At 63.9% G+C, this 24,504-nt stretch carries 23 protein-coding genes and 1 pseudogene; 11 read left to right on the top strand and 13 right to left on the bottom strand.

Annotated elements, in window-relative coordinates:
- Nucleotides 1-11 precede the first annotated feature (11 nt).
- The gene (locus WBG82_RS04780; RefSeq protein ID WP_424422035.1) at nt 12-1,421 is read left to right on the top strand and encodes a D-arabinono-1,4-lactone oxidase; all 1,410 of its coding nucleotides are present in this window, start codon (nt 12-14) and stop codon (nt 1,419-1,421) included.
- Between the two features lie 22 nt (nt 1,422-1,443).
- Here the strand turns inward: WBG82_RS04780 and WBG82_RS04785 are convergent, their stop codons facing one another.
- Genes WBG82_RS04785 through WBG82_RS04800 form a run of 4 tightly spaced genes read right to left on the bottom strand, consistent with a single transcriptional unit; the run spans nt 1,444 to nt 3,809 of the window.
- A complete protein-coding gene (locus tag WBG82_RS04785; protein WP_424422037.1) occupies nt 1,444-1,866 on the bottom strand; it encodes a DUF1178 family protein in 423 nt (140 codons plus the stop codon).
- Nucleotides 1,863-2,729 carry a carbon-nitrogen hydrolase family protein gene (locus tag WBG82_RS04790; protein WP_424422039.1) on the bottom strand — a complete coding sequence of 289 codons (867 nt, stop codon included), beginning with the start codon at nt 2,727-2,729 and terminating at the stop codon, nt 1,863-1,865. The genes WBG82_RS04785 and WBG82_RS04790 overlap by 4 nt, the downstream gene beginning before the upstream one ends.
- Nucleotides 2,730-2,734: 5 nt before the next feature.
- A complete protein-coding gene (gene grxC / locus WBG82_RS04795) occupies nt 2,735-2,992 on the bottom strand; it encodes a glutaredoxin 3 (protein WP_424422042.1) in 258 nt (85 codons plus the stop codon).
- A 31-nt stretch (nt 2,993-3,023) separates the two neighbouring features.
- Nucleotides 3,024-3,809, bottom strand: a complete 786-nt coding sequence (locus tag WBG82_RS04800; RefSeq protein ID WP_424422045.1) for a ComF family protein — start codon at nt 3,807-3,809, stop codon at nt 3,024-3,026.
- A gap of 78 nt (nt 3,810-3,887) precedes the next feature.
- On the opposite strand from WBG82_RS04800, the gene WBG82_RS04805 reads away from it, so the two are divergent.
- A complete protein-coding gene (locus WBG82_RS04805) occupies nt 3,888-4,793 on the top strand; it encodes a methyltransferase domain-containing protein (RefSeq protein WP_424422048.1) in 906 nt (301 codons plus the stop codon).
- Between the two features lie 76 nt (nt 4,794-4,869).
- On the opposite strand, the gene WBG82_RS04810 is transcribed toward WBG82_RS04805, so the two are convergent.
- The 4 genes from WBG82_RS04810 to WBG82_RS04825 form a co-directional block, all read right to left on the bottom strand.
- A complete protein-coding gene (locus tag WBG82_RS04810; protein ID WP_424422049.1) occupies nt 4,870-5,049 on the bottom strand; it encodes a Flp family type IVb pilin in 180 nt (59 codons plus the stop codon).
- Nucleotides 5,050-5,095: 46 nt separating this feature from the next.
- Complete coding sequence (gene mutT / locus WBG82_RS04815) at nt 5,096-5,530, bottom strand: 8-oxo-dGTP diphosphatase MutT (RefSeq protein ID WP_424422050.1); 435 nt, start codon at nt 5,528-5,530, stop codon at nt 5,096-5,098.
- Between the two features lie 93 nt (nt 5,531-5,623).
- A complete protein-coding gene (gene argJ / locus WBG82_RS04820) occupies nt 5,624-7,006 on the bottom strand; it encodes a bifunctional glutamate N-acetyltransferase/amino-acid acetyltransferase ArgJ (RefSeq protein WP_424422052.1) in 1,383 nt (460 codons plus the stop codon).
- A 30-nt stretch (nt 7,007-7,036) separates the two neighbouring features.
- On the bottom strand, nt 7,037-7,936 hold the full coding sequence (locus WBG82_RS04825; protein ID WP_424422053.1) for a peptidylprolyl isomerase: 900 nt from the start codon (nt 7,934-7,936) through the stop codon (nt 7,037-7,039).
- Nucleotides 7,937-8,260: 324 nt separating this feature from the next.
- Between WBG82_RS04825 and secA the strand changes: the two genes are divergently transcribed.
- From secA to WBG82_RS04850, 5 genes are all read left to right on the top strand, one after another.
- Entirely contained in the window at nt 8,261-10,981 is a 2,721-nt protein-coding gene (gene secA / locus WBG82_RS04830; RefSeq protein WP_424422056.1) for a preprotein translocase subunit SecA, read from the top strand.
- A 299-nt stretch (nt 10,982-11,280) separates the two neighbouring features.
- Nucleotides 11,281-11,934: a hypothetical protein gene (locus WBG82_RS04835; RefSeq protein WP_424422059.1), complete on the top strand. Its 654-nt coding sequence runs from the start codon at nt 11,281-11,283 to the stop codon at nt 11,932-11,934.
- Nucleotides 11,934-12,686: a glycosyltransferase gene (locus WBG82_RS04840; protein ID WP_424422067.1), complete on the top strand. Its 753-nt coding sequence runs from the start codon at nt 11,934-11,936 to the stop codon at nt 12,684-12,686. The genes WBG82_RS04835 and WBG82_RS04840 overlap by 1 nt, the downstream gene beginning before the upstream one ends.
- Nucleotides 12,687-12,743: 57 nt before the next feature.
- The gene (locus WBG82_RS04845) at nt 12,744-13,673 is read left to right on the top strand and encodes a hypothetical protein (RefSeq protein WP_424422069.1); all 930 of its coding nucleotides are present in this window, start codon (nt 12,744-12,746) and stop codon (nt 13,671-13,673) included.
- A gap of 79 nt (nt 13,674-13,752) precedes the next feature.
- Nucleotides 13,753-14,748 (top strand): polysaccharide pyruvyl transferase family protein, encoded by a 996-nt coding sequence (locus tag WBG82_RS04850; protein WP_424422072.1) that lies wholly within the window; start codon nt 13,753-13,755, stop codon nt 14,746-14,748.
- 110 nt (nt 14,749-14,858) lie between these two features.
- Here the strand turns inward: WBG82_RS04850 and WBG82_RS04855 are convergent.
- Nucleotides 14,859-16,288: pseudogene (locus WBG82_RS04855) on the bottom strand (spinster family MFS transporter).
- 41 nt (nt 16,289-16,329) lie between these two features.
- Here WBG82_RS04855 and WBG82_RS04860 point away from each other — a divergent pair.
- Both WBG82_RS04860 and WBG82_RS04865 read left to right on the top strand, forming a co-directional pair.
- Nucleotides 16,330-17,514 carry an epoxide hydrolase family protein gene (locus WBG82_RS04860; RefSeq protein WP_424422075.1) on the top strand — a complete coding sequence of 395 codons (1,185 nt, stop codon included), beginning with the start codon at nt 16,330-16,332 and terminating at the stop codon, nt 17,512-17,514.
- A complete protein-coding gene (locus WBG82_RS04865) occupies nt 17,511-18,713 on the top strand; it encodes an epoxide hydrolase family protein (RefSeq protein ID WP_424422077.1) in 1,203 nt (400 codons plus the stop codon). Before WBG82_RS04860 ends, WBG82_RS04865 begins: the two co-directional genes overlap by 4 nt.
- A gap of 21 nt (nt 18,714-18,734) precedes the next feature.
- Here WBG82_RS04865 and WBG82_RS04870 read toward each other — a convergent pair whose 3' ends face one another.
- Nucleotides 18,735-19,694 carry an acetyl-CoA carboxylase carboxyltransferase subunit alpha gene (locus WBG82_RS04870; RefSeq protein ID WP_424422080.1) on the bottom strand — a complete coding sequence of 320 codons (960 nt, stop codon included), beginning with the start codon at nt 19,692-19,694 and terminating at the stop codon, nt 18,735-18,737.
- Between the two features lie 254 nt (nt 19,695-19,948).
- On the opposite strand from WBG82_RS04870, the gene WBG82_RS04875 reads away from it, so the two are divergent.
- Both WBG82_RS04875 and sigJ read left to right on the top strand, forming a co-directional pair.
- Nucleotides 19,949-20,374: a hypothetical protein gene (locus WBG82_RS04875; protein WP_424422082.1), complete on the top strand. Its 426-nt coding sequence runs from the start codon at nt 19,949-19,951 to the stop codon at nt 20,372-20,374.
- Complete coding sequence (gene sigJ, locus WBG82_RS04880) at nt 20,374-21,333, top strand: RNA polymerase sigma factor SigJ (RefSeq protein WP_424422084.1); 960 nt, start codon at nt 20,374-20,376, stop codon at nt 21,331-21,333. The genes WBG82_RS04875 and sigJ overlap by 1 nt, the downstream gene beginning before the upstream one ends.
- 4 nt (nt 21,334-21,337) lie before the next feature.
- Here sigJ and WBG82_RS04885 read toward each other — a convergent pair whose 3' ends face one another.
- The 3 genes from WBG82_RS04885 to WBG82_RS04895 form a co-directional block, all read right to left on the bottom strand.
- Nucleotides 21,338-21,748 carry a PaaI family thioesterase gene (locus WBG82_RS04885; protein WP_424422086.1) on the bottom strand — a complete coding sequence of 137 codons (411 nt, stop codon included), beginning with the start codon at nt 21,746-21,748 and terminating at the stop codon, nt 21,338-21,340.
- An 81-nt stretch (nt 21,749-21,829) separates the two neighbouring features.
- Nucleotides 21,830-22,801 carry a site-specific tyrosine recombinase XerD gene (gene xerD / locus WBG82_RS04890; RefSeq protein WP_424422088.1) on the bottom strand — a complete coding sequence of 324 codons (972 nt, stop codon included), beginning with the start codon at nt 22,799-22,801 and terminating at the stop codon, nt 21,830-21,832.
- Between the two features lie 5 nt (nt 22,802-22,806).
- Nucleotides 22,807-24,504 (bottom strand): hypothetical protein (locus tag WBG82_RS04895; RefSeq protein WP_424422091.1); only part of this gene is annotated, 1,698 nt, incomplete at its 5' end.

A 24,504-nucleotide genomic window follows, 5' to 3' on the forward strand; every position in this document is an offset into this window, starting at 1 on the left:
ACGGAGCGCCCATGGAAACCTCCCGCCGCAACCTTCTCAAATTCGCGACCGCCGCAAGCGCGCTGGCGGCGACCGGCACGATCCCGGCCATTGTTCAATCGGCCTTCGCCGAAACGGCGCCCGCATCGCCGAAGCCCCCCGCATCGCCGCTCCCCTGGCGCAACTGGTCGGGCGGACAGTCCTGCGAACCGGCGCGGCGCGCGGCCCCCGCCGATGAGGCCGAGCTTGCCGATCTGCTGAAGACGGCGCCCGCGCCGATCCGCGCCGTCGGCGCGGGACATTCCTTTTCGGGCCTCGTGCCGACGCAAGGAACGCTGCTGACGCTCGACCGCCTCTCGGGCGTCATCGCGCATGACGAGGCGACGAACGAGGCGACTATCCGCGCCGGAACGCGGCTTGCCCGCATGGCCGAGGAACTCGCCGCCCGCGGCCTCGCCCTCGCCAACATGCCCGACATCAACAAGCAGTCGCTGGCCGGCGCCATCGCCACCGCGACGCATGGAACGGGCGCGAAGATCGGCTCGCTTTCGAGCTTCGTGACCGGCCTCACCCTCGTCACCGCATCGGGCGAGACGATCGCATGCGATGCGCGGAGGCGGCCCGAAATCTTCAACGCCGCGCGCGTCTCGCTCGGCGCCCTCGGCATCCTCACCGAAGTCCGGCTCGAAGCGCGGCCCCTCTACAAGCTCAAGCGGCGCACCTGGGTCGCGCCCGTCGAGGAGATGCTGGAAGACCTGCCCGGGCTTGCCGCGAAGAACCGCAATTTCGAGTTCTATTGCATCCCCTATTCCGGCATGGCCCTCGGCATCTCGAACAACGAGACGGACGAGCCCGAAACGCCGACGCCCGTCAATGAGGACGACGACGGACTGCGCCAGCTCAAGATGCTCGAAGACTGGCTCGGCTGGTCGCCCTCGCTCCGGCGCTGGACGATCCGCAAGATCCTCTCTGGCATGGAGCCCGAGGAGCGCGTCGACTATTCGCACAAGACGCTTTCGACCGAACGCGGCGTGCGCTTCAACGAAATGGAATATCACCTGCCGCGCGAGGCCGGAGCGGCGGCGCTGCGCGAGATCATCGACACAATCGAGAAGAACAACATCAAGGTCTTCTTCCCGATCGAGTTCCGCACCACCGCGCCCGACGATATCTGGCTGAGCCCTTTCCACGGCCGCGAAAGCTGCTCCATCGCCGTCCACCAGTTTCACGAATGGGACTACAAGCCCTATTTCGCCGCGATCGAGCCCATCTATCGCCGGCATGAGGGCCGCCCGCACTGGGGCAAGCTCAACACGCTCAAGGCCGGGGATTTCGCCGCGCTCTATCCGAAGTGGAAGGAATTCCTCGAGGTCCGCGCCGAACTCGATCCGGCGGGACGCTTCCTCAATCCCTATCTCAAAAGCGTGTTCGGCGTGGCGTGAGCGCTCTGCGGCTCACGCGCGCTCAATTCGCCTGGCGCGGCGGGACGACCGGCAAGGGCGCCACATCGACGCCCTCCTCGATGAGAGCGCGCGCATCGTCCGGCGTCACCTCGCCGTAAATGTCGCGGGCCTCCTCTTCGCCATAGTGGATGCGGCGCGCCGTCTCGGCGAAGGCATCGCCCACATAGTCGCAATTCTCCTCGACGTGCTTTCTGAGCGCCATCATCATCGCGCTGAACTTCTGCGCCGCATCGGCTTTCGTCCCGCGCTTTTCGCTGCCGCCCTTGGCGATGTTCGGCGCCATCAGCGCCTTGCGAATATCTTGGCTGCCGCAGACCGGGCATGAGACTTCGCCCGCCTTCACCTGCTCGTCGAAAAACGAGGATGAGCGGAACCAGCCGTCGAATTCATGGTCCTTCTTGCAAAGAAGGGCGTAGCGGATCATGACGCCTCCTTCGCCGCGCGCTCCGGCGCGGGCAGGTCGAAACTCCTGTCATGCTTGAGGCTCGGCACGCGGCCGCGCGCTTCCTCGACCTTGGCAGGGTCCACCATTGCGGTGACGATGCCGGGCTCGGTCCCCGCCTCGGCGATGATCTCGCCCCATGGGGCGACGATGAGGCTGTGGCCGAAAGTCTCGCGGCCGTTCTCGTGCCGCCCTCCTTGCGCGGGCGCGAAGACGAAGGAGCCGGTCTCGATCGCCCGCGCGCGCAGGAGCACGTGCCAATGCGCCTCGCCGGTCTGGCGCGTGAAGGCGGAAGGCACGGTGAGAAAGCGCGCGCCCTCATGCGCCAGCGCACGATAGAGCCGCGGGAAACGCAGATCGTAACAGATGCTGAGGCCGAGCCGTCCCCAGGGCAGATCGGCCGTGACCGCGCTTTCGCCCGCCGCGAAATTGCGCGACTCGCGATAGCTCTCGCCGCCAGCGAGATCGACATCGAACATATGGATCTTGTCGTAGCGCGCCGCGATGCGGCCTTCGGGCGAGATGAGGAAAGAGCGATTGGCGAGCTTGTCCTCCGCGACCCTGATCGGCAGCGAGCCGATGAGGAGCCAGATCTTCTTCTCCCGCGCGACGGCGCGAAGCGCCCGCAACGCCTCGTCCTCATCCTCGGGCTTCGCCTTCTCGAAGAGAAGCGCGCGCTCGGCTTCCATGAGCGAGGTATTCTCCGGCGTCGCGACGAATGTCGCGCCAGCCTCCGCCGCCTGCCGGACGAACCCCTCCGCCGCCTCGACATTGGCGGCGACATTCCGCCCCGCGCGCAACTGCACACAGGCGGCCATGAAGCTCATGTCGGAACCTTGTGTCATGGCTTTCAGGTGGCGAGCAGCGGGTCGAGCTTGCCCTGATGCTCGAGCGCATAGAGGTCGTCGCAGCCGCCCACATGCGTGCCGTTGATGAAGATCTGCGGCACGGTATAGCGCCCGCCGGCAAGTCTGGTCATTTCGTCGCGCTTGTCCGCATCCATACCCACATCGATCTCCTTGAAGGCGACGCCCTTGCTGCCAAGCAGCGCCTTGGCGCGATGGCAATAGGGGCAGAGCATGGTCGTGTAGATCGTCACATCCGCCATGGGCGGTCACTCCCGAATATGAATATACGCATCATATAGTTGCGCCATCTCCGGGAACAACCCGGGCAAGGCAGAGCGCCCTGACCTCGCGCGCGCCTGCCGCCGCGAGCGCTCGGGCGCAAGCCTCGACCGTCGCCCCCGTCGTCATCACATCGTCGACGATGACGATCGTCCTGCCGGCCACGAGCGCACGATAGGGCTGCTTCAGCCGGAAAGCGCCTGCGACATTCCGGCGCCGCGCGGCGCCCGAAAGCCCCACCTGCGGCCGCGTCGCCCGAACGCGCTCGACGAGATCCGGCAGGAGCCCGACACCTGAAATGCGCGCGATCTGGCGCGCGAGTTCCGCCGACTGATTGAAACGCCGCAGGAAGAGCCGCCCCCGATGGAGCGGCACGGGCGCTACGAAATCGGCGTCATCAAGGAGCGCCGCGCCCGCCCGCGCCATCCAGCGGCCGAGCGCAGGGGCGGCCTCCATGCGATCCGCATATTTGAAGCGGTGAATGAGCTTGGCACTCTGATCGGTATAGCGCATGACCGCGCGGGCCGCCGCATAGGGAGGGGGCGCCGCGAGCGCCGCCGCGCTGACGATGCCCTCGCCCGGATCGTAGGGAAAGGGAACTCCGCTCACCGGACAAAGCGGCTCCTCGATGAACTCGATCGCCCGCCAGCAGGGCCCGCAGAGAGCGCCATGCGCCTCCACCCCCGTTCCGCAGGAAAGGCAAAGCGGCGGCAGCGCGAGGTCGCAGAGGCGCGCTGCGAAACCGAGCGCGGTCCGCCCCCAGCCTTGCGTTCTTTCGACGATTTCCCCCTTCTCCATGCGGAAAACCTACCCTTCCCCGCCGCCCGGCGGAAGTCGGGCTTGCAGCCGGGGCCATGGCGAACCATGATGCGCGCCATGCCGCCCAAGCCTCCATCAGCACCGCAGCTCGTCTTCGACCGCTCCCTTGTCGGGCGGCGAAGGAAGCGGGCGGCCGCGCGATTTGGGGACCATGATTTCCTTGTCCGCCGCGTGATCGACGAGTTCACCGACCGGCTGGTGGTGATCAATCGCGAATTTCCGCTGGCGCTCGACCTTGGCTGCCATCAGGGCGCGCTGGCGCTCGCCGAGCTGCCGCCGGGCAAGATCGGCGAGATCGTTGCCGCGGACCTCGCTCCCGCCATGGTCGCCTCGGCGCCAGGACACCGCGTCGTTGCCGATGAGGAACGCCTTCCCTTCCGCGAGCGGAGCTTCAACCTCGTCACGAGCGCGCTCTCGCTTCACTGGGTGAACGATCTTCCCGGAACGCTCATTCAGATCCGCCGCGCGCTCCTGCCCGACGGGCTCTTCATGGCCGCGCTCTTCGGCGGCGACACGCTGACGGAATTGCGCCAGGCCCTTCAGGAAGCCGAGATCGAATGCGAGGGCGGCCTGTCGCCGCGCGTTTCACCCTTCGTCGATCTGCGCGACATGGGCTCGCTGCTCCAGCGCGCGGGCTTCGCGCTGCCCGTCGCCGACACCGACCGCGTCACCGTCCGCTACGAGAATATGTGGAGGCTTCTGGCCGAGCTGCGCGGCATGGGCGAAACGAATGCGCTGATCGAGCGCCGCCGCACGCCGCTGAGACGGGAAACGCTGATGCGCGCCGCCGCCATCTATCAGGAAAAATTCGGCCTGCCGGACGGGCGCATTCCCGCCACCTTCGAAATCGTGGCGATCACCGGCTGGAGCCCGCATGAGAGCCAGCAGAAACCGCTGAGGCCCGGCAGCGCCAAGATGCGGCTTGCGGACGCCCTGGGCGCGAAGACGCCGCCCAAGGCTTGATCCCTCCGGCTTCGCCTGTCCCAGCGTGTCGCGCTTTCGGCACGGTGCGCGCCATGACGCGCCCGCGGAAAGCCTCTCAGTTCATGAGTTCGACAACTCTCTCGAACATGGCGGTGAGATGTGTTCCGACGGTCGACAACGCCGTCGTCACGACCAGCGAGAAGATCGCGAGCATGAGGCCGTATTCGACGGCAGTCACGCCGCGCTCATCCGAAGCGAAGATCCCAAGCCGGCTGTAAAAGCTGCCCCGACGCATGCACGCCTCCTCAACATTTGGCGCCCCGCGAGCCGGGACGCCGGCATCACAGGAGATCGCGCAATACCGCCACCAGCGGCTCGTCCGCCGGAGGCATCGGATAATCCCGCATCCTTGCGGGCTTTACCCATTCGAGTGCCTGCCCTTCAAGGGCCTGAACCGTTCCCTGCCAGCGGCGGCAGATATAGAGCGGCATCAGCAGATGAAAATCCGCATACGCATGACTTGCGAAAGTAAGCGGCGCAAGGCATGCCTTCGCAACCTCGATACCAAGTTCCTCCCGAAGCTCCCGGATCAGCGTGTCCTCGGGCGTCTCGCCCGCCTCCACCTTGCCTCCCGGAAACTCCCACAATCCCGCGAGCGGCTTTCCCTCCGGCCTTTGGGCCATCAGGACGCGGCCATCCGCGTCGACAAGCGCACAAGCGGAGACAAGAACCATCCGCAAGGATTGCTCAGGTATCTTGCCTGACTCGTTCGACATGCTCACATCATTTCGTTAATGATTCGTGGGCTGAATTTCGCCCATGGTTAAAGACGCGTTTCGCAACTTGTCCGAATTTTAAGGATTCGTTTCCTAGCTGCGATAATCGGCGTTGATGCGGATATAATCGTAGGTGAGATCGCAGGTCCACACCGTCGCGCTTGCATGGCCGACGCCCACATCGACCTCGATGTCGATATCCTCGCCCTTCATGTGCCGCGCGACCGGCGCCTCGTCATATCCGGGCACGGCGACGCCGTTCTTCGCGACGTCGATGCCGCCCATGCGGATCGCAAGCCTGTCGCGATCGGCCGCCTCGCCGGATTTGCCGACCGCCATGACGATGCGGCCCCAGTTCGCGTCCTCGCCCGCGATCGCCGTCTTGACGAGCGGAGAGTTGGCGATCGCCATGCCGATGCTGCGCGCGGCGTGATAGGTCTCGGCCCCGGAGACGGAAATGCGGATGAACTTGCTCGCGCCCTCGCCGTCGCGCACGACCTGATGGGCGAGGTCGAGCATCAACTCGTCGAGCTTGCGGCGGAAATCCTTGAGCCGCGGATCATCGGCGCTGGTGAAGGGCGCCACGCCCTTGCGCGGCTTGCCTGTCGCGAAGAGGAGAACCGTGTCGCTCGTCGAGGTGTCGCTGTCGACGGTAATGGCGTTGAAGCTGTCCTGCGTGCCGAGGAGAAGCAGCGTCTGGAGCACGTTTGCGGGAATGGCCGCATCGGTGACGATGAAAACGAGCATCGTCGCAAGATCGGGCGCGATCATGCCCGAGCCCTTGGCGATGCCGTTGATCGTCACAGTCCGGCTGCCGATCCGCGCCTCGCGCGTCGCAAGTTTGCGATAGGTGTCGGTCGTCATGATGGCGCGGGCGGCCTTGCCCCACTGGTCGGGCGTGGCCGCTTTGAGCCCCGCCTCGAGGCCCGCGATCACGGGCTCCGGCTGAAGCAGCTGACCGATGACGCCGGTGGACGCGATGTAGACCTCATGCTCGTCGCAACCGACGGCGGCGGCGGCGGCCCTCGCCGTCGCGGCGACGGTCGCCTCGCCCGCCTTGCCCGTGAAGGCATTGGAGTTGCCCGAATTGACGACGACGACGCGGCCCTTGCCGCCATGCGCGATGCTTGCCCTGCACCATTCGACGGGCGCAGACGCCGTCTTCGACGTGGTGAAGACGCCCGCCGCCGCCGTTCCTTCCGGCAGGCGGATGACGAGAACATCGTCCCGGCCCTTGTATTTGATGCCCGCCGCGGCCGTGCCGAGTGTCACGCCTGCAATGGGCGGGAGCTTCTGATAGCGCTTCGGCGCGAGCGGCGAGACCTTGTGTTCCGCCTTCTTCGCGCCCGCCTTCGCCCTGGCGGCCTGCTTCACGGCAGGCTTCTTCGCCTTTGTCGCTGCCCTGGGCTTCGCTACCGCCTTAGGCTTTGCCGCTTTCGCCTGCACTTTCGGCTTCGATTTCGTCGTCCTTGCCATGCCGCTCTCCCGCCCGCTTGCCGCGCCCGATTACTGCGCCGGCTTCGGCGCGACCTGCGGCCGCTGCCCCTCGGCGCCGACGATCTCGATCTTCGCCTTCTTGCGCAGATCCTCCATCACCTTCGTGCCCTGCTCGCGCGCAATGCCGCGCAGGATGTCGTCATGCGCCTCCTCGAAGGTCGGCTTCTTCGCCCTGCGCGTCTCGATCACCTTGATGACGTGCCAGCCGAACTTGGTCTGAACGGGGTTCGAAACCTGCCCGGCCTTCAGCTTGAAGGCCGCATCGGCGAATTCCGGCACCATGTCGCCCTTCTTGAACCAGCCGAGATCGCCGCCCTCCTGCGAGCTTGAATCCTTGGACATGCTCTTGGCCACATCCTCGAATTTCTGGCCGCCCTTGATCGCCGCGATGGCCTTCTGCGCTTCGTCCTTTGACGCGACGAGAATGTGCAGGGCGTGAACTTCAAGCTCGGGCTCGGCCTTGGCGATATGCTCGTCGTAATAGGCTTTGACCGCCTTCTCGCTGACCTTGTCGCGCATCATCTGGACCCAATAGACGTCGCGGAGCGCCTTTTCGTCATAATAGGCCTCGCGCCGCTTCACCATCGGATCGTCTTCCATCTTCTTTGCCTTCGCCTCGAGCGCGATGATGCGCCGGTCGATCAGCATCCCGAGCAGATACTGGAAGTGAACCTCCTCCGGCAGACGGGCCAGCGCCTGCCCCATTTCCTCGTCGGCGAGCGAAATGTCGGAAAGGCTGATCGTCGTTCCGTTGACCTTGGCGACGACCTCGTCGGCGCCGGCAGCGGCAGCGGCCTTGTCATTGGCGGGATCGGCGGCGACGGCCGGAATGGCGCCGGCGGCGAGGAAGCCACCCCCAAGCCCCAGGGCGAGAAGGCAGACGGAAGCAAGAAGGGAGGACCGGCGCATGTTGGTTTCCTGTGAAGCGGCTGAAGCCTGCGATGGCGTCATGGCTATTGCGGGCGGATCGCTGTCATTGGCAGGGAGAGCGCCCGCAAGGCATGGCGGGCGCCATGATGACGAGGCCGCGCCCCGCGCACAAGCACCGGTCGATTAAGAAATATTCAGGCGTTTCGCACGGTCCGCGCGGGCCCCACCGGGGTCCGTCACATTGACAAGGCTTGGCCTCCCCCTTACATCTCCACAGTCTTTTCGGCGGAATTTCGCGGATTTCAGTCGCGCGGCCGCACCCGGCCGTGCCGGGGGCGGGCTTCGCAATAGGGAAGTGACCTGATGGCAAGCTTCGGTGCCTTCGCCAAGCGTCTTTTTGGCAGCTCCAACGACCGGAAGCTCAAGACGTTCAAGGCGCGGGTCCAGGCGATCAATGCGCTCGAACCGGAAATCTCGGCGCTCAGCGATGAAGCGCTGAAGGCCAAGACCGGCGAATTCCGCGCGCGCCTTGCTCAGGGCACCGCGCTTGACGATCTCCTGCCCGAAGCCTTCGCGGTGGTGCGCGAAGCGGCCAGGCGCACGCTCGGCCAGCGTCACTACGACGTCCAGCTCATCGGCGGCATGGTGCTTCATGACGGCAAGATCGCCGAAATGAAGACCGGCGAAGGCAAAACCCTCGTCGCCACGCTCGCCACCTATCTGAACGCGCTACCTGGCAAGGGCGTCCATGTCGTCACCGTGAACGACTATCTCGCCAAGCGCGACGCCGACTGGATGAGCCAGGTCTATGGCTTCCTCGGACTCACCACCGGCGTCATCCTGCATGGCCTCGACGACAATGAGCGCCGCGAAGCCTATGGGGCGGACATCACCTACGCGACCAACAACGAACTCGGCTTCGACTATCTGCGCGACAACATGAAGTATCAGGTGTCGGCGATGGTTCAGCGCCCGCACCACTTCGCCATCGTCGACGAAGTCGACTCGATCCTCGTGGACGAGGCGCGCACGCCGCTCATCATTTCCGGCCCACTCGACGACCGCTCCGAGCTTTACCTCGGCGTCGACGATGTGATCCCGCATATCGAGGAAGGCGACTACGAGCTCGACGAGAAGCAGCGCACGGTGAACCTCACCGAGGACGGCAACGAAAAGATCGAGACGCTGCTGCGCGAGCATGGTGTGCTGAAGGAAGGCTCGCTCTACGACATCGAGAACATCACGATCGTTCATCATGTGCAGAACGCACTGAAGGCTCACAAGCTCTTCCAGAAGGATCGCGACTACATCGTCAAGGGCGACAAGGTCATCATCATCGACGAGTTCACCGGCCGCATGATGGAAGGCCGGCGCTATTCCGACGGGCTCCACCAGGCGCTGGAAGCCAAGGAGCGCGTCCAGATCCAGCCCGAGAACCAGACGCTCGCCTCGATCACCTTCCAGAACTACTTCCGCATGTACAAGAAGCTGGCCGGCATGACCGGCACGGCCATGACGGAAGCGGACGAATTCCTCGACATTTACGGCCTCGAGGTCGTCGAGGTGCCGACCAACAAGCCCGTGGCCCGCATCGACGAGGATGACGAGGTCTACCGGACGGCACACGAAAAATACAACGCCATCGTCATGGAGGTCGAAGACTGCGTGAAGCGCGGCCAGCCCGTGCTCGTCGGCACCGTCTCGATCGAAAAGTCGGAAGTCCTCTCCGACTTCATGAAGAAGAAGAAGATCAAGCACAACGTGCTCAACGCGCGCTACCACGAGCAGGAAGCCTACATTGTGGCGCAGGCGGGCGTTCCCGGCGCCATCACCATCGCGACCAACATGGCCGGCCGCGGCACCGACATCCAGCTCGGCGGCAATCTGGAAATGCGCGTCGCCGACGAAACGGCCGGCATCGAGGACGAGGCCGTGCGCGCCCGCAAGATCGAGGAGATCAAGGCGGACATCGCCGCGAAGAAGGAACTGGCGCTCGCCGCGGGCGGTCTTTACATCATCGGCACCGAGCGCCACGAGAGCCGCCGCATCGACAACCAGTTGCGCGGTCGTTCGGGCCGCCAGGGCGACCCCGGCCGCTCCAAATTCTTCCTTTCGCTCGAAGACGACCTGATGCGGATCTTTGGCACCGACCGCATGGACGGCGTGCTCCAGAAGCTCGGCCTCAAGGAAGGCGAGGCGATCATTCATCCCTGGATCAACAGGGCGTTGGAGAAGGCTCAGCAGAAGGTCGAGGCGCGCAACTTCGACATCCGCAAGAACCTGCTCAAATACGACAACGTCATGAACGACCAGCGGCGCGTGATCTTCGAGCAGCGCGTCGAGCTGATGCAGACTGCCGATGTGAGCGAGACGGTCAGCGACATGCGCCATCAGGTCATCGACGCGCTCGTCAGCCAGCACATTCCCCAGAAGGCCTATGCGGAACAATGGGACGCCGTCGGCCTCAAGGAAGACGTCGAGCGGCTTCTCGACCTTCAGCTCCCGATCGAGAGCTGGGCGGCGGAGGAAGGCATTGCGGATGAGGAGATCCGCGAGCGCCTGAAGGCGGAAGCGAACCGCGCCATGGCCGCCAAGGTGGCGCAGGCAGGCCCCGAGCTCATGCGCCAGGTCGAAAAGGCCGTGCTGCTGCAGACGCTCGACCATCACTGGCGCGAGCATCTGATGATGCTCGACTTCCTGCGTCAGGCGGTCGGCCTGCGCGGCTATGCCCAGCGCGACCCGCTCAATGAATATCAGTCGGAAGCCTTCGAACTCTTCGAGAGCTTGCTCGTGCGGCTGCGCGAGGATGTGACGCGCCAGCTCATGAGCGCGCAATTCGTGACCGAGGCGCCGCGCATCGAGGAGACGCCGCTACCGGAAATGCGCGCCCATCACCTCGACCCGCTGACGGGCGAGGACGAGCTCGTCGGCAGCGACCCCGCTTCCCACCGTCCGGTGCGAAACGATCCGGGCGTCGCCCTCGATCCCCGCGATCCGTCGACCTGGGGCAAGGTCTCGCGCAACGCGCCCTGCCCCTGCGGCTCGGGCAAGAAGTTCAAGCACTGCCACGGCGCGTTGGTCTGAAGCCTCACCACGGCAAAAAACGCCCCGCTCCTTTTAAGAGAGGCGGGGCGTTTTGCTTTTTCTGAGGATGATCGGCGCTTATCCGTGACCGGGATTGCGCATTGGATTCACTCCGAATTCTGCAGATTGCGTTAGCACCTTTGGCCCAGACCAACTGGCCAGCCTCGCACAAGGTGGGCAACAAACAGCTTATATTCCCCATATAGATTATGTTATATATTTGACCAAGCTTGCACGGCCTACATAGCGACGAACACGAACTGCTCTGCGAACGTTGTCCGCCAGATGGGGTGCCGGGGATGAATCAGTCGGGATTCGATAGGAACCATATCGATCCGCGCGAGCCGCCGATGAAGGTCGCGATGGTTGGAGCTTCCGATGAAGGAGGAGCATCCCGCGCCGCCATCCGCCTGAATAGCGCCCTTGCAGGTGCTGGCGCACAATCACGCCTGCTGGTGGAGACCAAAACGACGGACGATCCCCTGATTCTCGGCCCGCGCGGACTTCGTCGCTCGATCCGCAAGCCTCATCGGCGCAAATGGGCCGCCCAGATCAAGAGGCTTCAAACGGGTGACGGGGCAGCTGACACCCGTTCGATCAATCTCTTCGAATCCCCCATGCTCATGCGGCTGAAGAAATTCGATGCCGATGTGGTCAACCTTCACTGGATCGGCGACGAATCCATATCCATCGCGCAGATCGGCCAGATCGAGAAGCTATGGTCTGGACACTGCACGACATGTGGGCTTTTTGCGGCGCCGAACACTACGCGGAAGACGGTCCGGACGCGCGCTGGCGCGACGGTTATTCAAGAGCGAACCGGCCGCCCGGCCTACGTGGCCTCGACATCGAAAGATGGACCTTCGCGCGCAAGACAAGGCACTGGAAGCAGCCAATCCATATCGTCACCCCAAGCACATGGCTTGCAGACTGCGTGCGGCAGAGCGCGCTGATGCGGCACTGGCCCGTGTCGGTCATTCCCAACGCGCTGAATACGAATCTGTTCAAGCCGCTTGATCGCAATTTCGCGCGGCAAGCGCTCGGCATTCCGCAAGACAAGACGATCATTCTCTTCGGAGCCCTGGGCGGCACCGGAGATCCCCGCAAGGGCTTTGCACATCTTCAATCCGCACTTCAGCATCTGGCCGGTGGCCGCGATGGCCGCATCGACGCCATATGCGTCATTTTCGGCGAGCGTCCGCCACAGTCGCCTCCCGATCTTGGCTTGCCCACGCAATGGATGGGGTATTTCCACGACGAGCTGTCGCTGGCGCTGCTTTACAGCGCGGCCGATGTGATGGTCGTGCCCTCGTTACAGGAAAACGCCCCTCAAACGGCGACTGAAGCCCAGAGTAGCGGCTGTCCGGTCGTTGCCTTCAACACTACAGGCCTTCCCGACGTCATAGCCGACCGGGATACCGGATATCTCGCCCGACCCTTTGATGCCGCAGATCTCGCCCACGGCATTCGTTGGGTCACGCAAGACCGGGACCGGCAGGCCAGGCTTGCGGCGGCAGCGCGTGAGCGGGCGGTAAGGCTCTGGTCGGCGGATATGGTTGCTAACCAGTATTTGCAGCTCTTCCGGCAGCTATCCCATAGCTCCGCGTCGGCACATCAGGCGTCACGAGCATCGGCAGAATTGGTGATCGGCGCAGCCGCAGCTTTATTTTGGTTTGGCGATTTAGGACGCCAGATTTTCTATTGAACACAACGAGCGCCGTCGGGCCGGCGACTTGGATGAAGATGATAGAGGGGTCAAGCCATGCGAACTGTCGAATGGATGAAGAAGCTTCTCGGGTTCAACGATCCGCAGTTCATCCCCTATAGCGACGACCGTTTTCAAAGCTACAAGCGCTACGTGCTGGCCAAGATTGAAGGCACGGTCGTGGGCAGGGAGCCTTTCTATCATCTCTTCATAGAAGGCATCTTTCCGGATGAGCTTTACCACTCCATCGAGAGGCGGATGCACTATTACCGCGACCACAAGAAGCTGAAGCAGCGTACACAGGACAACAAGGCCTTCGTCAACCGCCGTTTCAATCTGCGCGAGAACAACGATCCGGAGACGCAGTACATCCGCGGTCTGTTTTCAGACCCGGACGTGAAGCGCGCCCTTCTCGCAAAGTTCTACGTTGATCCGCATCAGGGCCTCGTCAATGCGATCAGGATTCATGCTGAAGAGTTCGAATACGTCTACTCGGAGCCCGGCCGCTTCCAAAACATTCATACAGACATTCCGCCGAAATTCCTGTCGATGGTCTTCTATATTCCCAGCCGCGAAGTCACGGCGGACGAAGCCGACCGCAATGGCACGATCCTTTACGACAAGAATCTCAAGCCACAATCGAAGGCGAAGTACCGGCCGAATTCGGTGGGGATATTCGCGCAGCATTTTCACTCCTATCACGGGTTCGCCACCACGATTGATCGGCCTGCGCTGGTGCTCTTCTACGTGCACCCGGAGGAAGAGAGACGTTGGGTCGCACTCAGGGGTTCGGAGACGGCGCCCTATGACGAAATCAAGGATGCCATCGAGGACAAGCTCGTAACCTACCCACTCATCGAATTCGGCGAGAGCCGCGAGGCGATCGAGAGGGCGAGAGCGGAATGCAGGATCAACGCGCCGAGCGGCCGCGTGATCGTCGAGAAAGCGCCAACCCTTGAACTGACACCGGAGACGCAGGCAAGCTGACGTCAGGTTCCCCAAACATGTCCCGCATGCGGCGTCCAGACTTCGGACCTGCAAATCAGACCTTCCGGAAAGAGCGCCGATGAGCGGCATAAAACAGGCTGACGCGTTGCCTTATGGCCGCCTCGTAACGATTTTCGACACAGCGGTCGCAAGCACCAATCTCGGTGACCAGATCATCATGGATGCCGTGAGGCGCCAGCTCGGCGCCCTGCTGCCCGGCAGGTTCTTCGTCAACACGCCGACGCACGAGATCATCGGCGAGACGTCCTATGCCCTCGTGGAAAAGTCGGACTTCAGCTTTGTAGGCGGCACAAATCTGCTGTCGTCCAATATGAACAAGTACAATCAGTGGAAAATCGGCCGTGCGGAACGAAAACGGCTCAAGAATTTGCTGCTGCTCGGCGTCGGCTGGTGGCAGTACCAGGACGCACCCAACCGCTACACACGCAAGCTGTTACAGGCAGTTCTGCACCCAACAAAACTGCATTCGGTACGCGACGCCTACACGCAGAAAAAGCTCGCCGAGGCAGGCATCACCAATGTCGTGAACACATCATGCGTCACGATGTGGGACCTTACGCCCGATCATTGCGCGCAGATTCCTTCCGAAAAAGGTGACGCCGTCGTCGCGACCCTGACTGACTACAATCGACATCCCGAGCATGACAGCTCTGTCCTGCAGGCGCTTGAGCGCTCCTATTCAAAGGTCTTCCTTTGGCTTCAGGGCGTTGGCGACTTCGCTTATGCGAGGTCGCTGTCCCTTCCAAAGATCGAATTCATTGAACCTTCGCTCCGAGCCTTTAGCCAATTGCTGTCCAGCAACATTTCGCTCGATTACGTCGGAACGCGCCTTCATGCCGGCGTTCATGCCCTGACACACAAGCGCCGCGCTCTCATTTTGAGCGTCGACAATCGTGCGATTGAAGCAGGTCGAGATTTCGGATTACCCGTCCTCGACCGTGCGCGAACCGATCTCCTCCATGAGCGGATCCACTCTCCGGCACCCTTGGCGATCACGCTGCCCTTCGAGCGCATTGAGGCCTGGAAGGCCCAATTTGCCGGAGCTGTCCTCTGACCGGCAACGGGTCCGATCTTGCGGAGAGGCGTTCTTCACGGGCAAGCAAAGTAAAACGCCCGCCTCTTGAACAAGAGGCGGGCGTTTCAGTTTGTGGCGCGTCAGGCGCCTTACGCCGTTTCGAGCTTCTTCAGGTCATCCTTGTAGGTCTTGCCCGCCCAGTAGTAGTGAACGGCGGCCCAGACCCCGATGAACGACGTGCCGAACAGCGCCCAGCGCAGGCTTTCGTCACCGAAATAGGGGTGCAGGAAGTCGCTGACGATGCCGACCGTCAGCGGCCCGAAGCCGAGCGCGATGAAATTCAGCACGAAGAGCATGACCGCCGAGGCAAGCGCGCGCATATGGAGCGGCGTCAGGCTCTGGATCATGGCGAAGCTCGGCCCGAGATAGAAGGCGCCGAGGATCGACGAAACGATATAGATCGGGATCATCAGCGCGAGGTTGGAGGATGTGTAGAAGATGATGAAGAGCGGCATGCCGAGAATCTTGGCGACCGCGATCACCCACGCATTCCACCGTGCATCCCGCCTCGACAGCCGGTCTGCGAGATAGCCGCCCGTCAGCGCGCCGAAGCCGCCGACGAAACCGGCGATAATGCCGAAGATGAGGCCCACTTCCTGAAGGTTCATGCCGAGGCTTCGCATGAAGAAGGACGGGCCGAAGATGAGCCCGCCATAGCCCACGAAGGAAACAAGCGTCAACCCGATCGTGATATGGCGCGCCGACTTCGTGGTCCAGAGATGCCGGGCGACCTGAAAGATGTTGGATTTGAGCGCCGCATTATGCGCAAGCCCGTCGGAATTGCCGCGAACGGGCTCGCTGATGGTGAAGCGCACCAGGAGCGCGATGAGCAGCCCCGGCAGTCCGACGACGTAGAACGTCATGCGCCAGCCATAGTGATGCACGACATAGCCGCCGACGACGAGCCCGAGCATGGCCCCGCATAGACGCCGATCGCATAGATCGCCATCGCCATGGAGCGCTGCTCCTTGGGATAGAGGTCCGCGATCATGGAGTGGGAGGGCGGGCTCGATCCCGCTTCGCCGATGCCGACGCCGATGCGTGCCAGCAACAGATGCGTGAAGTTCGTGGCAAGGCCGCAGGCCGCCGTCATCGCACTCCACACGGTGACGGCGAGCGCGATGATGTTGCGCCGGTTGCCTCTGTCCGCCCACATCGCGATCGGAATGCCGAGCGTCGCATAGAAGAGCGCGAAGGCGAGGCCCGAAAGCAGGCCGAGCCATGTATCGCTGACCTGAAACTCGTCCTTGAGCGGCTGCAGCACGATGTTGACGATGCCGCGGTCGATATGGCTCGACGTATAGGCCAGCGTCAGAATAATGAGCGCGTAATGGCGCTGAAACCGTGCGCGCCTTTCCACGCCCTCCGGCGAGCCGGCCGCCGGGCGCGCCTCCTCCACAATTTCTTGTGCCAACGTCCTCTCCCGCTTCGTTCGGAATATTGTTTTGTTGGAGCTTAGTGACGCAATGCCCGCGGGGCAATCTCGATACGCGATTGCGGCGGCGGGAGCCGCTGCCATAATGCGCGCCAACGAGAACAAACTTTCCGAGGAGCAAGCCCATGGGAGCGCCCGCCCCTTTCACGATCGACATACCGCAGGCGACGATCGACGCGATCCTTGCAAAGGTTCGCGCCTATGAGTGGCACGAAATGCCAGAGATCGACGCGGGCGGCGACCGCTGGGCCTATGGCACCGACATGGCATACATGAAGGAGCTTTGCGCCTATTGGACGAACGGCTTCGACTGGCGGAAGGCCGAAGCCGAGCTCAACCGCTTCCCGCAGTTCAAGGCGACGGTCGATGGCCAGGAAATCCATTTTCTGCATGTGAAAGGATCGGGCGCCGCGCCCGAGACCGTGCTGCTGACGCATGGCTGGCCGGGTTCGGTCTTCGAGTTCTATGGCGTGATCGAGCAGCTCGCGCATCCCGAGAAATTCGGCGGCAAGGCGGAAGACGGCGTCAATCTCGTCATCCCCTCCCTGCCGGGCTACGCCTTCTCCGGCAAACCGAAAAAGCCGCTCGGGCCGAAGCGCACCGCCGCTCTCTGGGACAAACTCATGCGCGAGGTGCTCGGCTATGACGCCTATATCGCCCAGGGCGGCGACTGGGGCTCCCTTGTCTCGGGCTGGCTCGCCTATGAGCATGCCAAACCCCGGGGGGGCGGCTGCAAGGCGGTTCATCTCAACATGTTCGGGCTTCGCCCCGCCGTCATGCCGGAAGGCGAGGCGGAGCTGAAATGGGCGGCCGATTACGGCGCCGTCTTCGAGGCCGAGAGCGCCTATATGCGCATCCAGATGACCAAGCCGCAGACGCTCTCCTACGGCATGATGGACAGCCCCGTGGGCGCCGCCGCCTGGATCGTGGAGAAATTCAACGGCTGGTCGGACCGGCGCGCCGCAGGCAAGCCCGACCACATCGAAAACGCCTATACGAAGGACCAGCTCCTCACCAATGTGATGATCTACCTCGTCACCCGCAGTTTCAACACCGCGACCTGGTACTATCGCGGCTTCCTCGAGGAAGGTGGCGCCATGGCGCCGGGAACGAAGGTCGAGGTGCCGACAGGCGTCGCGAACTTCCCGAAGGAATTTCTCTTCTGGCCGCCGCGCTCCATGGTCGAGAAGGGATACAACGTCACCCGCTGGACCGACTTCGAGCATGGCGGTCACTTCGCCGCGCTCGAGACGGGCAAGGTCTTCGCCGACGAGCTGCGCGCCTTCGTCAACGAGTTGAAGGCCGCATGACCCATCGCATCATCCCGGCCGATCCCTTCACGCTGCATGTGCCCGAGGAGGAGCTTCAGGATCTGAAGTGGCGCCTCGGCCGCACGCGCTTTCCGAACGAGCCCCTTGGCAATGACCATTGGCAATACGGAACGAGCCTGCCCTATATGGAACGGCTCGTCGAATATTGGCGGGATGATTTCGACTGGCGGAAGTCGGAAGCGGCGCTGAACCGCTTTCCGCAATTCCTCGCCACCCTCACCGATGCGGATGGCGAGGATCACGACATCCATTTTCTCTATGAGCGCGGCTCCGGCGAGGCGGCGGTGCCGCTCATCCTCACCCATGGCTGGCCATCGACCTACCGCGAATTTCTCGATGTCGTCGATCCGCTCGCCCATCCCGAGAAATACGGGCGGTCCGGCCCCTCGTTCGATGTCGTCGTGCCCTCGCTCATCGGCTATGGCTTTTCGTCGAAGCCGCGCCTCCCGATCGGCCCGGCGGCGATCGCCGATCTCTGGCATCGCCTCATGACGGAAGTGCTCGGCTATGAGCGCTATGCCGCGCAAGCGGGCGACTGGGGGAGCTTCGTCACATCCCGCCTCGCCCTCCAGCATGCCGAAAGCCTGCTTGGCATCCATCTCACCATGCTGCCGCTCCGGCCCAATCTGAAGCACGCCTCGCAGCCGCCCGTGAGCGCCGAAGAGGCCGCCTGGATCAAGGAGATGCAAGCCTGGTGGCGGCAGGAGGAAGGCTATCGCTCGATCCAGTCGACGAAGCCCATGGCGCTCGCCTTCGGCCTCATGGACAGCCCCGCAGGGCTCGCGGGCTGGCTTGCCGACAAATATTACCGCCTCGGCGACACCGACAAGTCGGACACGATGGAAGGCATGATCGCGCGCTTCCCCTTCGACACGATCCTGACCCAATTCTCGATCTACTGGTTCTCCGGCACGATCAATTCCGCGAACACGCTCTACAAGGCCGGTCCCGCCGAAGGCTCAGCCTCGCTCGGGCCCGGCGAGCGCGTGAGCGTGCCGACCGCCTATTCGGAATATCCGATCGACGTTCTGCCCCTGACGCCGCGCTCATGGGCGGAGCGAAGCTACGATATCGTCCGTTGGCGGATCATGGAAAAGGGCGGGCATTTCGCCGCCATGGAAGAGCCGGAACTCTTCGCCGACGATGTGCGCGAGGCTTTTTCTGAGATGCTCGGCTGATCGCCTTCCGCGGCGGCCGAACTAGAGAACGCCGACGCGCCCCATGGCGAGGAACTTCTCGCGGCGCAGGCGGCGGAGCGTATTGCCGTCGAGCCTTTCGAGGCCGCGCAACTCTTCCTCGATCGCGTCGCCCGTCTCCTTGATCATCTGCGCGCGCTCGCGATGCGCGCCGCCGACAGGCTCTGGGAGTACGCGATCGATGACGCCGAGCTGATGCAGGTTCTGCGCGGTGATCTTCATCGCCGTTGCGGCGTCCTGCGCCTTGTCGCCGCTGCGCCAGAGGATCGACGCCGCGCCTTCGGGCGAGATGACGCTGTAGACGGAATGCTCGAGCATGAGTACCCGGTTGCCCGTCGCCAGCGCGACCGCGCCACCCGAACCGCCCTCGCCGATGATGACAGCAATGAGCGGAACGCCGAGCGCGAGGCAGCAATCGGTCGACCGGGCGATGGCTTCCGCCTGGCCGCGTTCCTCGCCGCCAATGCCGGGATAGGCGCCGGCCGTGTCCACGAGCGTGATGACGGGAAGGCCGAAGCGTTCGGCGAGCTTCATGAGCCTCACGGCCTTGCGATAGCCCTCGGGCTTCGCCATGCCGAAATTGTGCTTCATGCGCGTCTGAGTGTCGGAGCCCTTTTCATGGCCGATGACCATGACCGAGCGCCCGCGAAAACGCCCCACGCCGCCCATGATGGCGGCATCCTCGCCGAAGAGCCTGTCGCCGGCGAGAGGCGTGAAGTCCTCGATCAGCCGCTCGACATAGTCGACGAAATGCGGACGGCGCGGATGGCGCGCGACCTGGAGCTTCTGCCAGGGCGTCAGCGACGAATAGACGTCTTGAAGAAGCTGCGCGGCCTTCTGCTCGAGCTTGGCCACTTCGTCGGAAATGCTGACGGACGGATCTTCCTGGGCCAGAAGTCTGAGCTCCTGGACCTTGCCCTCAAGTTCCGCAATGGGCTTCTCGAAGTCGAGATATGTATGCATCGCGCTCAGGAAAGTCCCGTCTGTCCGCTCTGGATTGACCCCGGAATCATCCTGGGCCCGGATCCCCATTTTGCCGGGAATTGCGCGGCACACTGGCTTGCGAGCGGCCCCTTGTCAACCGCTCCGCGCCCTCTTCGGCGCGCTTTCCGGCGTCATTGGTAAACGTCCGCAGTCCCCTGTCACAAGTCGCGCGCCTCCCGCGTCTTGCTTCCGAAGTCCCGGAGCCTCTTCGCCGGACGAATGGAAAACCCGCAATGACCCTGACACGCACCATGACGGAAACCCGCCATTCCACCCTCAAGCGCGCCGTGCTGGGCCTTGCCACGCTCGCCCTGCTCGCCAACGCCCTCTACATGCTCGCCGACCCGCTCGGCTGGTATGGCGCCGTCGAAGGCGTGCCGGATACGGGCCCCTTCAATCCGCATTTCGTGCGCGATATCGGCGTCTCCTATCTCTCGATCGCGCTGATGACGGCTGCGGGCGCCGTTTGGCTCCGTGCCGCCTTCCCGCTTCTGGCCGCGGTGACGCTCTATCTCGGCCTTCACGCGCTGCTCCATCTCTGGGACGTGGCGGCGGGCCGCCTCGACGTCCATCACCTGGTGATCGACGCGCCCGGCGTCTTCCTTCCGGCCATCGTCGCCGCGCTCCTCACCTATTGGCTCCGCGCCGAATATGCCTGATGAGCTATAGTGACCCCATGAAACCGAAGGCGGAAAATCCGGAAAGCCTCACCGATGAGACGCGCGCGGCGATCTTCGCGAAGCACCGCGCGCGGATTTTCGGCATTGCCTACCGCCTCGTGGGAACGGTGAGCGACGCCGAGGATATCGTGCAGGAAACCTGGCTGCGCTGGGCCGGCGCGCCGCTCGACGATGTCCGCTCGCCCGAGGCTTGGCTCGTCACGACGGCAGGACGCCTCGGCATAGATCAGCTTCGGCGGCTGAAGAGGCGGCGTGAAACCTATATCGGCCCCTGGCTGCCCGAACCGATCGTCGAGGCCGCGGGGCGCGCGCCCGAAATGACGCCGGAGGAAAGGCTTTCGCTCGGCGACGACGTTTCCATGGCGCTCCTCCACATGCTCGAACGCCTCGCGCCGGAAGAACGCGCCGCCTTTCTCCTTCATGAGGTGTTCGATTACGACTATGCCGATCTCGCGGCCCTTCTCGGCAAGTCGCAGGCGGCCTGCCGCCAGATCGTGAGCCGCGCGCGCCGCCGCGTTCGCGACGATCGCCCGCGCTTCAACGCGAGCGCCGCCGATCACGCAAGGCTCGCCTCCGCCTTCGCCAATGCGCTGACGGCGGAGGACCCGGCATCGCTCATCGCCTGCCTCCATGACAAGGCCATCCTCTATTCGGATGGCGGCGGCAGGGCGGCCGCCGCGCTCAATCCGATCTATGGCGCCGACCGCATCCTCCGCTTCCTGATCGGCATCAGGAAGAAGGTGCCGCAACTGAACGAGACCGAACCCGTTCTCATCAACGGGCGGCCGGGCTTCGTCCTTCTCATCGACGGCAAGCTCCATTCCGCCGTGAGCTTCGATGTCGAGGAGGGGCGCATCAACGCGGTCTACATGATGCGCAACCCGGACAAGCTGCGCGCCGCTGCAGAAAGCCTCGGCCGTCCGCTTCTCGGCGCGTGAGGCGTCAGGCGGTGGCGAGCTTGATGAGACGCGCGGTGGAGGTTCCCTTGGCGAGCACTTCGCCCGAAGGATCGAGGAGGCGGCCCTCGAGGAAGACCGTCGAGCGGCCGCGCCTCTCGATCCAGCCTTCCGCGGTCACGAGGCCGGGCGTCGCAGGCTTGAAGAAGCTGATCTTGATCTCGAGGGACATCGGCGTCATGACGCGGCCCGTGACGGCCATCGCCGCGAAGGCCATGGCCTGATCGATCCAGCCGGTGACGAAGCCGCCCTGCGCGATGCCGCCCGAATGGCACATATGCATGCCGACGCGATATTCGAGAACGGCGCGGCCCGCCGTCTCGTCGATCTCGATGACCCGCTCCAGCCCGAGCGTCCTCGAGAGTTCATTCACCACGACATCGGTTCGTTCGCTCATTGTGACCATCCGCCTGCAATTTGTTTTGGCGGAGGGTATAAGCGAGGCAGGCGCCGGACGCGAAGAAAAATCGGCCCTCCGTCAGGAGCCCGTGTCCTTCTTCGCCAGCGGATGATGCTCCTCGACCAGCGTCTTGAGCCTGTCGTCGAGCACATGGGTATAGATCTGCGTCGTCGAAATATCGGCATGGCCCAGCATCTGCTGCACGGCGCGAAGATCGGCGCCATTGGCGAGCAGATGGCTCGCAAAGGCATGACGCAGCGTATGCGGCGAGACGCGATTGGGGTCGAGCTTCGCGGCGATCGCGAGATCCTTGAGAAGCTGCGCGAAACGATGGCGCGTCAGATGCCCTTGCCTTCCACGCGAGGGGAAGAGCCAGGGTGAAACGCTGTCGCCGAGCCGCTGCACGCGGAGCGGCAGATAATCGTCGATCGCGCGGCGCGCCGCTTCAGAAAGCGGAACGAGCCTTTCGCGGCCGCCCTTACCCGAGACGGTGAGGAAGCGCCCGTCGCCCTTCGCCGCCGAAAGCGGCAGGCCCACAAGCTCGGAGACGCGCAGGCCCGTGGCGTAAAGCACTTCCATGAGGCAGACGAGGCGGGCGCGCTTATAGGCGCGCACGGATTCTTCCTGCGAGCGCCCATCCTCGACGAGACGCGCGGCCGCAAGCAGCGCATCGACTTCTTCTATCGTGAGCGTCTTGGGAAGCGGGCGCGCGCGACGCGGCCCTTCGATGGCGCTACACGGATCGTCGGCGCGAATGCCGTCGGCATAGAGGAAACCGTGAAACTGTCTGATGGCGGAGAGACGTCTTGCGGCCGTCGATGCGGACAGGCCCGATGTCTGCAGCCCTTCGAGATAGTCGCGGATATCCATTGTCTGGGCGCCGGCGACTTCTTTGTTTCTCGATGCGAGAAAGGCTGCAAAGTCCTTCAGATCGCGCGCATAGGCATCTAGCGTGTTGCGCGCCGCGCCACGTTCGGCGCTCAGCATTTCAAGGAAGGCATCGATGTGATGGCTTCCCGGGATCTCCGTGGAGCTGTACTCGTTAGACATGGAACTCACCCAGGTTCGGCATGGCTTCGTCCCATAAGAGCCTCGGTGGCAAGGCGCCGCGCCTCGACCTCGAGATGAACTGCTCTGAGACTTGTGACGGCTTGCGCGATCAAACTCGGATTCGCGCTGTCCGGCCCCCCTGGCCCGATATCGCATAACGAAAGCATAACCACTTCACCGACCGCGCCCTTCTGGCCGGCGATACGCAACTGATCTATCTGCGAGTCTGGCGCGATGCCGGCAATGGCCGCAAGCACATTCTGGGGCATCGGATAGCCGAGCGCCTGGAGCAGCAGCACCTCCAGCATCGCGAAACTCTGCGCCGATTTCACGCCGGAACGAAGATCGGCGAGAATATCGGCGGAAATCTGCTCGGAATTGCCGCCCGGTCCCTGCGGATCGGAGACACGCATCAGCGCGCCGAGCTCGCGCGCGTCGCGCCCGATCGTCTGCCCGCCCTCGGCCTGAATGAGCCCATACCACTGGCTCGCATGGGCCCGGTCGCCGACGAGGAGGAAGGCGCGGACGGCCGCGGGCGCCAGGCCGCGAAACACGGGCGATGGCGCCATCGCCGTCAGCGTCGGCATCAGCGCTTCCGCCGTCGCGAGATAGACGCCGCCGCTCTTGCCCGTCGCGAGCAGAACCTTGATGAGATTGGCCCGCTCCACCGGCGAGACTTCTGCGTCGATCGCCTGAAAGAGCAGCGCCCGCCGCATCACCGGCTGGTCCGGGAAGGTGGCGATCTTCAATCCCTCGAAATCCGCCTCCGTGAATTGCGGCAGCTTGTAGAGGGCCGCGAGTTCCGCCGGATTGAGCAGGTTGAGTATCGTCGCGCGCTCGCCCGCGGCAATGCGCATTTCCGGCGGCAGCTTGTCGTTGCGCGCCAGCGTCTGCACGATGGCGGCGGTGGCGATCTGGCCTGCATTCCTGGGCAGTTCGCGATTGGCGAGCCGGTAGAGCGCCACATCGAGAATGTCGAGAGTGGCGGGGTCCGGCGCCTTGAGCTTGAGCCCGTCCGTCGCCTCCGCGACCAGCGAATAGAAAAGCGGATCGTCGAGCCCTTCCTCGCGCGCAAGATCGAGCGTGAGGTTCGCGGTGCTCTTGTTTCCGCTCAGGACCTGACAGAAGGCCGAAAGCTTGAGGCTGAAGGCCGCCGCCGCGTCATGCGCGGGATCGCTGCCGGTCGGAATGTTGGGCAACTCGCTGCAGGCCTGCTCGTCCTTGCCGATGGCGAGCGCGGCGCGCGCTCTTTCGATGGCGACGTCGGGCGCCTTGTCCGCCCGCGCGCTCTGCCCGAGCTGATCCGCAAGATCGGCATGACCCGCCGCGATGAGGCGGTTCAGGCGGATGGCGAGAAGCGAGGAGGTGCCCTGCTCGCCCTCGGGCGGTTCGGCACTCGTGAGAAGCAGCCGGCGCGACAGCTCGTTCATGATCGGCGAGCCCGTTGCGACGGGCAGTTCGCGCAGATAGCGCTCCACGCTGCCACGCGACGAGCCCCGCCACATATCGAAGCCGAAGCCGCCATTCTGCTGGCCGAGAAGGCCCGCGGCGGAGGCATCGACACTGCCGAGTGTGCCGACCGTGATGGCGGAGTTCGCCCTTCCGGGCAGCGCCTGCAATGTGCGCGTGGAGGCCTCGCCGGTCGCGGCCGGGGCGCCTGGGAAGGCGGCGGCGGGTATGGCGGCGGGCGACGCGCCTTCCGG

The organism is Parvibaculum sp., assembly GCF_049671045.1.
Classification (GTDB): domain Bacteria; phylum Pseudomonadota; class Alphaproteobacteria; order Parvibaculales; family Parvibaculaceae; genus Parvibaculum.